General features: G+C 58.8%; 13 protein-coding genes. 12 read left to right on the top strand and 1 reads right to left on the bottom strand.

Features of this window, described 5'->3' with window-relative positions; all coding sequences use genetic code 11:
• The first annotated feature begins 92 nt into the window (after positions 1-92).
• The 8 genes from BM131_RS05175 to BM131_RS05140 all read left to right on the top strand — a co-directional run bounded on the left by BM131_RS05175 (position 93) and on the right by BM131_RS05140 (position 7,754).
• Positions 93-845 (top strand): SDR family NAD(P)-dependent oxidoreductase, encoded by a 753-nt coding sequence (locus BM131_RS05175; protein WP_245754138.1) that lies wholly within the window; start codon positions 93-95, stop codon positions 843-845.
• The gene (locus BM131_RS05170) at positions 845-1,672 is read left to right on the top strand and encodes an alpha/beta hydrolase fold domain-containing protein (protein ID WP_090186539.1); all 828 of its coding nucleotides are present in this window, start codon (positions 845-847) and stop codon (positions 1,670-1,672) included. Before BM131_RS05175 ends, BM131_RS05170 begins: the two co-directional genes overlap by 1 nt.
• Positions 1,673-1,766: 94 nt before the next feature.
• Positions 1,767-4,622 (top strand): monovalent cation/H+ antiporter subunit A, encoded by a 2,856-nt coding sequence (locus BM131_RS05165; protein WP_090186536.1) that lies wholly within the window; start codon positions 1,767-1,769, stop codon positions 4,620-4,622.
• Between the two features lie 2 nt (positions 4,623-4,624).
• On the top strand, positions 4,625-5,002 hold the full coding sequence (locus BM131_RS05160; RefSeq protein WP_090186533.1) for a Na+/H+ antiporter subunit C: 378 nt from the start codon (positions 4,625-4,627) through the stop codon (positions 5,000-5,002).
• Entirely contained in the window at positions 4,999-6,630 is a 1,632-nt protein-coding gene (locus tag BM131_RS05155; protein ID WP_090186530.1) for a monovalent cation/H+ antiporter subunit D, read from the top strand. Before BM131_RS05160 ends, BM131_RS05155 begins: the two co-directional genes overlap by 4 nt.
• A 1-nt stretch (position 6,631) precedes the next feature.
• A complete protein-coding gene (locus tag BM131_RS05150; RefSeq protein WP_090186527.1) occupies positions 6,632-7,135 on the top strand; it encodes a Na+/H+ antiporter subunit E in 504 nt (167 codons plus the stop codon).
• The gene (locus BM131_RS05145) at positions 7,132-7,401 is read left to right on the top strand and encodes a K+/H+ antiporter subunit F (protein WP_090186524.1); all 270 of its coding nucleotides are present in this window, start codon (positions 7,132-7,134) and stop codon (positions 7,399-7,401) included. Before BM131_RS05150 ends, BM131_RS05145 begins: the two co-directional genes overlap by 4 nt.
• Positions 7,398-7,754 carry a Na+/H+ antiporter subunit G gene (locus tag BM131_RS05140; protein ID WP_090186521.1) on the top strand — a complete coding sequence of 119 codons (357 nt, stop codon included), beginning with the start codon at positions 7,398-7,400 and terminating at the stop codon, positions 7,752-7,754. Before BM131_RS05145 ends, BM131_RS05140 begins: the two co-directional genes overlap by 4 nt.
• 17 nt (positions 7,755-7,771) lie before the next feature.
• On the opposite strand, the gene BM131_RS05135 is transcribed toward BM131_RS05140, so the two are convergent.
• Positions 7,772-8,110 carry a polyhydroxyalkanoic acid system family protein gene (locus BM131_RS05135; protein WP_090186519.1) on the bottom strand — a complete coding sequence of 113 codons (339 nt, stop codon included), beginning with the start codon at positions 8,108-8,110 and terminating at the stop codon, positions 7,772-7,774.
• Between the two features lie 282 nt (positions 8,111-8,392).
• On the opposite strand from BM131_RS05135, the gene BM131_RS05130 reads away from it, so the two are divergent.
• The 4 genes from BM131_RS05130 to BM131_RS05115 all read left to right on the top strand — a co-directional run bounded on the left by BM131_RS05130 (position 8,393) and on the right by BM131_RS05115 (position 12,707).
• Positions 8,393-9,430: a LacI family DNA-binding transcriptional regulator gene (locus BM131_RS05130; RefSeq protein ID WP_245754137.1), complete on the top strand. Its 1,038-nt coding sequence runs from the start codon at positions 8,393-8,395 to the stop codon at positions 9,428-9,430.
• 112 nt (positions 9,431-9,542) lie between these two features.
• Positions 9,543-10,856, top strand: coding sequence for an ABC transporter substrate-binding protein (locus BM131_RS05125; RefSeq protein ID WP_090186517.1), 1,314 nt, complete (start codon positions 9,543-9,545; stop codon positions 10,854-10,856).
• Positions 10,857-10,996: 140 nt separating this feature from the next.
• The gene (locus tag BM131_RS05120) at positions 10,997-11,863 is read left to right on the top strand and encodes a carbohydrate ABC transporter permease (protein ID WP_090186515.1); all 867 of its coding nucleotides are present in this window, start codon (positions 10,997-10,999) and stop codon (positions 11,861-11,863) included.
• A 13-nt stretch (positions 11,864-11,876) separates the two neighbouring features.
• Positions 11,877-12,707: a carbohydrate ABC transporter permease gene (locus BM131_RS05115; protein ID WP_090186512.1), complete on the top strand. Its 831-nt coding sequence runs from the start codon at positions 11,877-11,879 to the stop codon at positions 12,705-12,707.
• Positions 12,708-12,713: the final 6 nt, after the last annotated feature.

The raw sequence follows: 12,713 nt of genomic DNA, 5'->3' as shown, positions 1-12,713 counted from the left end.
ATCATGGAACCCGGGCGCGGCACGGATCGTTGGGCAGCAACTTTACTAATTTGGAGCAAGTCATGGATCTTGGCATAAAAGGAAAACGCGCATTGGTTACCGGCGGGTCGGGCGGCATGGGCATCGAGACGATTAAGCGCTTTATCGAAGCAGGCGTCACCGTCACCGCAACCGACCTGAAGGACGAGGATCTAGAGCCTCTCCGCAAGGAGTTTGGCATCGAATGCATCGCGGGCGATCTGTCCAGCAAATCGGGCGTTGATGACTTTATCGCCAAGGCGGGCACAGATTTCGACATCTGGGTTCATGCCGCTGGCGTCACCGGCGACAAAGGCGATCCCCTGACGATGAGCGAGGAAGCGTGGGAAGACGCGCTGAACATCGACTTTATGTCGGGCGTGCGCATGGCGCGTCATTTGTGCCCGCCCATGATCGACCGCGGCTGGGGCCGCGTCGTCTTTGTCACGTCGGAAAACGTGGCCCAGCCTTATCCCGAAGAAACCGTTTATAACTCCGCGAAATCCGCCCTGCTCAGCCATGCCAAAAGCATCGCTATGGCGCATTCGGACAAAGGCCTATTGGTGAACTGCATCGCGCCCGCCTTTATTGAAACGCCAATGACCGATGGCATGATGGAAAAGCGCAAAGAGGAAAAAGGCTGCAGCTTTGACGAAGCCGTCGAAAGCTTCCTTGAGGAAGAGCGCCCCTATCTGGTGATGAAGCGCCGCGGCAAAGTCGAGGAAGTCGCCCCCGTGATCGTGTTCTTGTGCAGCGAGCTGTCGTCCTTTGTCACCGGTTCGAACTGGCGCATCGACGGCGGGGCCGTCGGGTCGATTAACGTCTGATGGACCGCGCTGCGCTGGAACAGCATATCCGGGACACCCCGGTAGAAGGGTCGCCCGCGAACATGCGGGCGGCTTTTCTGGCGCTTGCGCAGGCGGGGACCGTGCCCGACCTGCCGCCGCAGCAAGATGTCGGCGGCTGCCCCGGACGCTGGTTCGGGCAGGGCGGTAAGCCGATCGTCTGGCTGCACGGCGGCGGCTATGTCTTTGGTGGATCGGACAGCCACGCCGCGCCGGCGCAGGCTTTAGCGGGCCTGAGCGACCGCGCCGTGTTCGTGCCGGATTATCCGCTTGCCCCTGAACACCCTTGGCCCGCGCAATTGACAGCAGCTAAGGCGGTCGTGGATGCGATCGGGTCCTGCGATCTGGTGGGCGATAGTGCTGGCGGGCATTTGGCGCTGAACATCGCCTTGGAACGCGGGGGTCTAATCGGCAAGCTTGCCGTCCTTTCCCCCAACACGGACCGCAGCGGGCAAAGCACCACGCGGGTCCGCAATACGCCCCGTGATCTAATGAACGACAACGCGCAAGATCGCAGACTTAGCGACATGGCGCTTGGCCACCTGCCGAACGATGATCCAGCGGCTTCCCCTCTTTATGCAGACCTAAGCGGCCTGCCGCCCCTGTTGGTCACCGCCACAACGCGCGAGGTTCTGCTAGACGATTCCCTGCTACTTGCCCGCAATGCGGCACAGCAAGGCGCGACCGTCACTTCAATGATCCTGCCAGACCTTTTCCATATGTGGCACCTGTGGCCAGATGCCACACCGCAAGCTATTGAAATCTTGCAGTCTGTTGCCGTGCATCTGGGCGGCGCCGCCGGCAGATAAAAATCGCGGCAGAGAGGGCGAAAACTGACGAAAACCGGTGGGTTTTGCATGAAAAGGGCTGGCTGTTCGCGGCACCCTCGGCAATAACATTGCCATGTCATTGTTTATCATCGTCGCCCTGCCCTTCCTTGGTGCACTGCTACCCGGTCTGTTTATCAGGGCCGGACGTCAGGCGTGCTTTGTCGCAACCTTCACGGTAAGTGCGTTGGCCTTCATTGGCCTGATGACCCACCTGCCCGCTGTGCTAGGGGGACAGGTCGCAACCGCCCGTCTGGACTGGCTGCCGGATCTGGGTTTGAACCTGAACCTGTTCCTTGATCCGCTGGGCTTTATGTTCGCGGCGCTGATCCTTGGGATCGGCCTGCTGATCATCATTTACGCACGCTGGTATCTGTCCCGCGACGACAATATGGGCGAGTTTTTCAGCTACTTGCTGTTGTTCCAAGGCGCGATGGTCGGTATCGTTCTATCTGACAACATCCTGATGTTGCTGGTATTCTGGGAACTGACGTCGCTATCGTCCTTCCTGCTGATCGGCTTTTGGAAACATCTGCCTGCAGGGCGCCAAGGCGCACGGATGGCCCTGACCGTTACCGGCATGGGCGGGCTTGCGATGATCGGCGGCATGCTGATCCTTGGCCAGATTGTCGGCAGCTATGACCTGACCGTCATCTTGGAAAACCGCGAGTTGATCCAAGCCTCGCCGCTGTATCTGCCGGCCTTGCTGCTGATCCTGACCGGCTGTTTCACAAAATCCGCGCAGTTCCCGTTCCACTTCTGGCTGCCCCACGCGATGAGCGCGCCAACCCCGGTGTCCGCTTATCTGCACTCTGCCACGATGGTCAAAGCCGGCTTGTTCCTGATGGCCCGCATGTGGCCAGTCCTGTCGGGCACCGATGTCTGGGTCACGCTGGTCTGCTCTGTCGGTTTGATCACCATGGTGCTTGGCGCATTCATCGCCTTCTTCAAAAATGACCTCAAGGCTTTGCTCGCGTTCTCGACCGTCTCTCATCTTGGCCTGATTTGCTTCCTGCTTGGCACCGGGACCACCTTTGGCGCTATGGCGGCGGTCTTTCATATTTTGAACCACGCCAGCTTTAAGGCGGCGCTTTTCATGGTGGCGGGCATCGTTGATCACGGCGTGCATACCCGCGATATGCGCAAACTGGGCGGGCTGCGGCACGTCATGCCACTGACCTTTGTGTTGGCGACGCTGGCGGGTTTGTCGATGGCTGGTATTCCGCTGCTGAACGGCTTTATTTCCAAGGAAATGATGCTGGAAGAAGCGGTGCACACTACCTTGTTCGGTAGCCCCCTGCTGGTCGCTGTCGTGGCAACGATTGGCGCGCTGTTTTCGGCGGCTTACTCATTCCGCTTCATCTCTCACACGTTCTTGGGTGCAGAGCGGGATGACTATCCTGCCCATCCCCACGACCCAAAGGCGGGCCTGTGGTTTTCCCCTGCCCTGCTGATGATCCCCGTGATCGCCCTTGGCGTCGCCCCGTTTATGGCCGAGCCTTTTGTCCGCTTAGTGACAGAGGCTGTCGTGGGCGGCGTTGCCGAACTGCCAGAGGAGCATCTCGCGCTTTGGCATGGCTTCAAGCCCGCGCTGTTTATGTCCATGATCGCCGTCGTTGGCGGCCTGATCTGGCTGGCGTTGTTTAGCCCGCTATCGCGCATGTGGGAATCTGCCCCCCGGCCAGAGGCGAAGGATATCTTTGACACCCTGATCAAGGCGCTGGCGAACGGCGCTGGCCGCTTCAGCCGCACGCTGCATGACGGTAGCTTTACCCGTTACGCCGCGATTTTCACGCTGGCTGTCGTGGCCGTCGGCACCCACGCGTGGTCCACCGGTACCGCTGGCGGTGCGACGCGCGACATGCTGAGGGTCACGCCGATTGCAGCAATGCTGTGGGGCATGCTGATTGCTGCGACCTGTTTCTTGGTCTTCTATCACCGCAACCGTTTGGCCGTGTTGATCCTGATGGGGATCATCGGCCTGATCGTTTCGGTCAGCTTCAACTACTTCTCTGCCCCTGACCTTGCCCTGACGCAAATCTCGGTCGAGGTGGTGACGATTATCCTACTCCTGCTGGCACTGAACTTCTTGCCCAACCGCAGCCCCAAGGAATCGACCCCCATCCGCCGCACACGCGATGCGGTGATCGCCCTGATCGGCGGCGCGGCGGTGGCCGGGCTGGTTTGGACAATTCTGATGTCCGGCTTTCCGCTGGCGTCGATTTCCGAATACCACCTTGCGAATTCTTACAAGGGCGGCGGCGGCGACAACGTCGTGAACGTCATCCTCGTGGACTTCCGTGGCTATGATACGTTCGGCGAGATCATCGTCCTCGGTATTGCAGCGCTGGTGATCTACGCGCTGACAGAGGCGCTGCTGAACGGACCCGTCCGCGCCAAGCTGCTGAACCGCGACTTTGAAGAGGCCCGCGCTGGCGACGCACACCCGCTCATGATGGTCGTGCTGACCCGCGTCATGATGCCCGTCGTGCTGATGGTTGGCGTCTATATCTTCCTGCGCGGTCATAATGAACCCGGCGGCGGGTTCGTTGCGGGTCTGGTCGTCGCGATCGCTGTGGTCATGCAGTACATGGCCTCTGGCTTTGCTTGGGCCGAAAAGCGACAACGCTACCCCTACCACGGCATTATCGGCGCAGGCGTGCTTTGCGCGGGTCTGACCGGCATCGGATCGTGGTTCGCAGGAGAGCCGTTCCTGACATCCGCCTTCGGTTATTTCCGCATCCCGCCGATGCAAGAATTCGAACTGGCCACAGCCATGGGCTTTGACCTTGGCGTGTTCCTATCCGTCGTCGGTGCCGTCATGCTGCTGCTGGAAAGCTTCTTCCGCCTTGGCCGCCGCGCCGGGACAGAAGACAGCGAATACGCCATCGATATCGACCCGTCCCGCACCTCTACGGCCGAGGAGGGCTGATTATGGAACTGCTTATCGCCTCTGCCATCGGCGTGCTAACCGCCGCCGGAATTTACATGGTGCTACGCCAGCGCACGTTTTCCGTCATCATCGGCACATCACTGCTAAGCTATGCCGTGAACGTGTTTCTGTTCGCATCTGGCCGCCTGACCGTGAACGCGCCGCCTGTGCTGCGTGACGGCGTGGACGTCTACGCCGACCCGCTGCCGCAAGCGCTGGTGCTGACTGCCATCGTGATTTCATTCGGCATGACTGCCGTGGTCGTCATCATGGCGCTTGGGTCGTACCTCAGCGCGGGTGATGATCTGGTCGATGTGCCTGATCCGCACGCGGATATCCCCCAAGCACCGCAGACTCTGCGCGGGGAGGCAGTGGAATGACCCATTGGATTATCGCCCCCGTCGTTCTGCCCGCCATGCTGGCCGCCATTTTGGTGCTGGTCGCGCGCTTTCATATCTCTTTGCAGCGCACCTTGTCGGTCGCAGGCACTGTCGTTTTGCTGGGTATCGCAGCCGGGCTGTTCTGGCAGGCCTCTGACGGGACGATCAGCGTTTATCAGCTGGGCCATTGGCAGGCACCATTCGGCATCGTGCTGGTCGCGGACCGCCTGTCTACGCTGATGGTGCTGGTCACTGCTGTCCTTGCACCGCTGGTCCTGCTTTATGCCATCGGCAGCGGCTGGGACACGCGGGGGCGGCATTTTCACCCGCTCTATCAGTTTCAGCTGATGGGGATCATGGGGGCCTTCCTGACCGGGGACGTGTTCAACCTGTTTGTCTTCTTCGAGGTGCTGCTGATCGCATCCTACGGCCTGATGGTCCACGCAGGCGGCGCGGAGAGGCTGCGCGCAGGCACGCAATATGTGCTGTATAACCTGCTGGGGTCGACCCTGTTTCTGTTCGCGCTTGGCACGATCTACGCCCAGACTGGCACACTGAACATGGCCGATCTGGCAGAGCGTGTGGCGACGCTCGATTTAGCCGACAATGCGGGCATTCGCGTAGCCGCCGTGCTGCTGCTGCTGGTCTTTGCGGTCAAGGCAGCCATTTTGCCGCTGCACTTCTGGCTGCCCGCCAGCTATGCAGAGGCCCCTGCCCCCGTTGCCGCCCTGTTCGCCATTATGACCAAGGTCGGTGCTTATGGGATCATCCGTATCTATACGCTGGTTTTTCCGCCGGATCTGGCGCTGACGCAGGGGCTGTTCGACACGTGGTTGATGCCCGCCGCGTTGCTAACGCTTGCGCTGGGGATGATCGGTGTGCTCGGCGCGCGCCGGATCGATAAGCTGGTCGCTTTTTCGGTCATAGGCTCAATGGGTATGCTACTGAGCGCTGTCGCCGTCTTTACGCCGGACGGGATTGTCGCCGCGCTGTACTATGCCATCCACTCGACCTTTGCGACGGCGGCGCTGTTTTTGCTGGTTGACGTGCTGCGTGATCGTCGCGGCAAAGCCGGCGCTTGGCTGAACGATGCGGTGCCCGTCGCGGGCGGCCCGTTGGTTGCTGGCATGTTCTTTGTCGCCGCGATTGGCATGACGGGCCTGCCACCGCTGTCCGGCTTTGTGGGCAAGCTTTTGATCCTCGACGCGGCGCGGGACTCTGCGCTGGTGTGGTGGGTCTGGGGCACGGTGCTGATTGGATCGCTGATTGCCGTTGTCGGGTTTAGCCGCGCAGGCAGCCAGATTTTCTGGCGTTCCCACCAGGTCGCCTTGGTGCAGGCTGATACGGCCGAATGCGAGGACGAAGAGGCAAACATCGCCGATCTATCCCCGCCGCAGCCCGCCTTGCCGATGGTCGCCATTGGTAGTCTGATTGCGCTGCTTGTCGCCCTGACGATCTTTGCCGGGCCCGTGACGCGCAATCTGTCCGCCACTGCGGCGCAGCTCTTTGCGCCAGAGCCCTATATCTCGGCCGTACTGTCGATGCCGGGAAAGGTGATCAAATCCGATTCCTACGGCGACGATCACGCCGATGATGCAACCAAACAAACTGACGAAGGGGGGCATTGATATGCCGCTACGCCTGACCCGTCGCCTCGCTCCGCATCCTCTGCTGACCGTGATACTTGTTGCTGTGTGGTGTCTGCTCAACAACAGCGCCACCCTTGGCACGGTCGTGTTTGGAACGATATTGGGCGTCTTAATTCCTATCGTGACGGCAGCCTATTGGCCCGACCGCCCCCCGGTCGCGCGCCCCTTTCGTCTGGTCATTTATTGCCTGATCGTGATCTATGACATCATCAAATCCAACGCGCAGGTCGCATGGCAGATCCTGTTCAAGCCTGACAGCTCTTTGCAGCCAGCGTGGATCGTGATTCCGCTCGACCTGAAAAAACCAGAAGCGATCACGCTACTGGCCGGATCAATTACACTGACGCCCGGCACCTTGTCCGCGGATCTAAGCGCCGATGGCACGGCTTTGCTTGTCCACGCGCTGCATGCACCAGACCCGGACGGTGTGCGCGACGACATCAAGTCCCGTTACGAGCGGCGCCTGAAGGAGATTTTTCCATGATCGCAACTGCGCTTTATATCGCTGTCGGGACCGTGGGCCTTGCGCAAGTCTTGGCCATGGTGCGCCTTTTGCGCGGCCCGCATGTCGGGGATCGCATCCTTGCGCTTGATACGATGGTCATTAACGCGATTGCGCTGATCATCCTTGCGGGGATGAGCCTTGGCACACAAATGTATTTTGAAAGCGCGATGATCATCGCCATGCTTGGCTTTGTGTCGACCGTGGCGCTGTGCCGCTTTGTGCTTCGGGGGGATATTACCGAATGACTTTGCCACTTTACGCAGAAATCGCGGTGTCCGTCCTGCTTTTGATTGGCGCATCTTTCACGCTGGCAGGCTCTTTGGGGCTTCTCAAACTGTCCGATGCGATGTCCCGGCTGCATGCGCCGACGCTTTCGGCCACGTTGGGCGTCGGATCGCTGTTGCTGGCCTCAATGGTCTACAGCTTTGCGACCGGCATGCCGTCCCTGCACGAGATGCTTGTCATGGCATTTCTGTTTGTGACAGCGCCGATCACGGCCAACTTTATCGCCAAGGTGCACTTGCATCGCTGCCGCGATGTCGAAGACCTGCCGCAACCGCCCGCAGACAAGATCTGGGCGACCCGCTCCGACACCTAAAACCTGTACGATCAGCCCTAAGCGGGCTGCTCTGCGGCCTGCTTTTGCGGGTCTGCGCCCAGCATGCGTGTGATCGCACCTTCCACCATCTGGGAAATCTGCCCCTTCATCATGGCAAGCACCAACGGAATTTCGACCGTGCCGCCGACGGCGTCTGCCGTCAGGATGGAATCAACTGTGATTGTCTGCCCCATGACACCGATGCGCAGCAGCATGCCGTCCTCACCAATCTGAGTCGCCTCGACCTTGCCGCCACCAGGGATCGCCTTTTCAAGCTTTGGCACGCCAGCAAGCAGTCGCTGTGCGGCGACATCGATTGGTAGGCTATGGGTGACGCTAAAAGGGACGCGGGGCATTGCACAGGACTCCAAGGTTTGACTGCCGCCCACCTAGCGAGGGCGAAGTGTAATTTCATCAATTCCGCCGCGTCACAGCATGCAGTGGTCACTGCGTGATTGCCAAATCGACGCTAGCAGGCTGCGATATCCGGCATTTCAACCAAAACTGCACGATCGCGTAAGAGTACACCACCGCGCGATTGCATAATTATTTACGCGTGTAAATTACCGAGCTGCACCTTGCCTGATTTTTTGACGTAGTGTCTAACCTTCCCACGCACCTTGAGGGAGCCGCTTAAAATGGCGAAGCCGAAAATTCACACCATGGAAGAGCTGGCCGAAGCTATTGGCGTCTCTCGCCCAACGCTGTCACGCTACTTTCAGGACCCGACTAAGGTTAGCAAATCCTCTGTCGCGCGCATCGTCGATGGGCTGGAAAGGGTTGAATACACACCGAATTTCTTTGCCACGCGCATGAACCGCAAAACGACCGGTTTGATCGGCGTGATCATCCCCTACCTAAACGACCTATTTTTTACACTCTTACTAGAGGCGATCGAGACGGCAGCGTTGCGCGCTGGGTATACGGTCATCACGCAATGCTCTCATGCTGATCCTGCGATTGAAAAGCGGGCGGCAGAGACGTTTCTATCCATGAATGTCGACGGTGCAATCGTTGCGCCGCTCGGCGACAACAGCGATATGGACGTCTACGCCCGCCTGAACGCGCGCCTGCCTTTCGTCCTCATGGACTCCCGCCCCAAAGCCCTACGGGACGTGGATTTTATCGGCTCTGATCACCGGCAAAGCACTGGTGCCATTACAGAATATCTTTGCCGCGTCGGCCCGCCGCCGGTGTTTTTGGCAATGCCGCGCGTCAACTTTAACGCGCTAGAGCGCGAGGCCGCCTATATCGAAAAGATGCATGAATTGGGCCACGAGCCGCAAATCGTTGGCGCGCGCCTTTACCACGAACACGACCATTTCGAGGCGCATGGCCTAGCGGTTCTGGACGACATGTTTGCACGCGGCCAGTTGATCGAGTCGTCAATCCTGTGCGCCAATGACCGCGTCGCCATCGGTGCCTTACGTGCCGCGTCCCAGCACGGATTAGAGCCAGGAGCCCAACGCAAAGGCGGATTGCGAATCGCTGGACACGACGATTACCCGCTTTGCCCCTTCACCACACCGTCCCTGACCACTGTCGCGCAGAATGTTACAGCCATCGGACAGACTGCCGTGGACCGCCTGTTGGAAAAGTTACGCGCCGAAAATATCTCAGAGAATCAGGTCATTCGCCTTATGGATGGCATCCTTAAAATCCGTGAATCCGCCTAAGTCGGATACACATTGCTGCGTTGCAGCGTTTAATTTTGAAATTTTATATTGACGCAAGGTCGCATCGCTCGTTAAGTTTAACGCATGTAAAAATCCGTGGGAGGAACTTTTCATGACTTTGAAGCGCAACCTGATGTCCACCGCAGTCGGCTTCGGCCTAGCCGCTGGCTTGGCATCTGCCGCAATGGCAGAAGAAATCACCATCGCGACCGTGAACAACGGCGACATGGTGCGGATGCAAAAACTGTCCCCTCAGTGGGAAGAAGCGACTGGCAACACGATCAACTGGGTTGTTCTGGAAGAAAACGTTCTGCGCCAGAACGTCACGACCGACATCTCGACCGGCGGTGGCCAGTACGACGTGATGACGATCGGCACGTATGAAGCACCGATCTGGGGCAACAACGACTGGCTCGTGTCCCTGAACGAAGGCATGGCAGAAGACTGGAACGCCGATGACCTGCTGCCCGCAATCCGCGGCGGCCTGACAGTTGACGGCACATTGTACGCCGCACCGTTCTATGGCGAATCCTCGATGGTCATGTATCGCACTGACCTGATGGAAGCTGCCGGTCTGGAAATGCCCGACGCACCAACATGGACCCAAATCCGTGAAGCTGCTGCCGCCATGACCGACCGCGACGCCGACATCAACGGCATCTGCGCACGCGGCAAGGCTGGCTGGGGCGAGAACATGGCCTTCTTGACCGCCATGTCCAACTCCTTTGGTGCACGCTGGTTCGACATGGACTGGAAAGCACAGTTCGACAGCCCCGAGTGGAAAGAGACGATCGACTTTTACCTTGGCATGATGAACGAATCCGGCCCCGCCGGTGCAGCAAACAACGGTTTCAACGAAAACCTGACGCTGTTCCAACAGGGCAAGTGCGGCATGTGGATCGACGCCACCGTGGCAGCATCCTTTGTGACCGGCGCTGACAGCACCGTCGCTGACAAGGTTGGCTTCGCGCTGGCACCCGACAACGGTCTGGGCAAGCGCGGCAACTGGCTGTGGGCATGGTCGCTGGCGATCCCCGCTTCTTCTGAAAAGCAGGACATTGCTAAGGACTTCATCAGCTGGGCAACCGGTCAGTCCTACACCGCGCTCGTCGCCGGTGAAGAAGGTTGGGCCAACGTTCCCCCAGGCACACGCACCTCGCTGTACGAAAATGCTGACTATCTGGCCGCTGCGCCCTTCGCGCAGATGACACTGGACAGCATCAACTCTGCCGATCCTTCGAACCCCTCTGTGCAAGAAGTGCCTTACACTGGCGTACAGTTCGTCGCGATCCCAGAATTCTCGGGCATCGCAACCCAGACTGGGCAGCAGTTCTCTGACGCGCTTGCTGGCAACCAGACCGCTGACGAAGCGCTGGCCAACGCACAGTCGATCGTAACCGAAGAAATGGAAGCTGCAGGCTACTAAGCCCAGCTTTACCTAGATCGGGGGCGGGTTCGCTCGCCCCCGATTTCTTTTGAAAATTCAACTTATCATTGTAGGCTTTTCCGCAGGGCGCTTTTGCGCGGTCTGCGCAAGACCCTGCTCACTGTCGGGAGGAGCCAGTCATGGCGACAGAACACTCAAAATCATCGGCGCGGCTTATGATCGCACCTGCAGTCTTTGTGCTGCTGGTGTGGATGCTGGTCCCGCTTTGTATGACCCTATACTTTTCGTTTGCGGACTACCGTCCGATGCGCGGCACGTTTGATGCTTGGATCGGCTTTGGCAACTACGCATCGTTCCTGACCTCGTCGTCGTTCTTGTCGTCGGTCATGGTGACGCTGCAAATGGTGGCCGGCATCCTACTGATCACCATCGGCGGCGGCGTTGCGCTGGCATTGTTGCTAGACCAGCCGATGTTTGGCCAAGGGATCGTGCGCATCCTTGTGATCGCCCCCTTCTTTGTCATGCCGACCGTGTCTGCGCTGGTGTGGAAGAACATGTTCTTCAACGTCGACAACGGCTTGTTCAGCTACCTGTGGAAATTCTTTGGCGCACAGCCTTACGACTTTCTGTCGCAATCACCCCTGCTATCGATCGTCGTGATCGTGGCGTGGCAGTGGCTGCCCTTTGCCACCTTGATCCTACTGACGGCCGTTCAGTCGCTATCCAGCGAACAGCTGGAAGCCGCAGAGATGGATGGCGCACCGGGGTATAGCCGCTTTTGGTACATCATCCTGCCGCACCTGAGCCGGGCGATCACCGTGGTCATTCTGATCCAAACGATCTTTCTGCTGTCGATTTTTGCGGAAATCTTTGTGACCACCAACGGCGCCTTTGGCACCCGCACACTGACCTACCTCGTGTATCAGCGTGTGCTCGAAAGCCAGAACATCGGTCTCGGCTCTGCCGGGGGAATCGTCGCCGTCATCCTTGCCAACGTTGTTGCCATCTTCCTGATGCGCATCGTCGGCAAGAACCTCGATACTTGAAGGGAACCGGACCATGGCACGCGCTATTTCAAATCGCAAAAAGATCATGTGGACCGCCCTGTCTTGGGGCATCGGCTTGCTAATCTTCTTTCCAATCCTCTGGACGTTTCTGACCAGCTTCAAGTCAGAGGCCACGGCAATTTCCGACCCGCCCGTCTGGTTCTTCTTTGACTGGACGACGCAAAACTACTCTGACGTATTAGAGCGGTCGAACTACCCGCTGGCCCTAATGAACTCGATCATTATCGCCGTCGGATCGACCTTGCTGGGTATCATCATCGCGGTGCCTGCGGCTTGGGCTATGGCCTTTGTGCCGGGCAAGAAAACCAAGGACGTCCTGCTCTGGATGCTCTCGACCAAGATGCTGCCAGCCGTGGGTGTGCTTTACCCGCTGGTGCTGATCGCCAAGTACTTTGGTGTGATGGACAGCCGCATCCTGCTGATCGTGGTGCTGATGCTGATCAACCTGCCGATCATCGTCTGGATGCTTTACACCTACTTCCGCGAAATTCCGGGCGAAATCCTTGAAGCTGCGCGTATGGACGGTGCCGGCCTGAAGAACGAGATCATCTATGTGCTAACGCCAATGGCCGTGCCGGGGATCGCATCGACCATCCTGCTGAACATCATCCTTGCCTGGAACGAGGCATTCTGGACGATCATTCTAACAACGGTGAACGCAGCCCCGCTGACCAAGTTCATCTCTAGCTTCTCGGCACCAGAGGGTCTGTTCTACGCAAAACTCTCTGCCGCTTCGATCATGGCCATCGCGCCGATCCTCATCATGGGCTGGTTCAGCCAGAAACAACTTGTCCGGGGCCTGACCTTCGGCGCTGTGAAATAAGGGAGA

This window comes from Loktanella salsilacus, from assembly GCF_900114485.1.
GTDB classification, from domain to species: Bacteria; Pseudomonadota; Alphaproteobacteria; order Rhodobacterales; family Rhodobacteraceae; genus Loktanella; species Loktanella salsilacus.
This window is presented reverse-complemented; position numbering and strand designations above follow the sequence as displayed.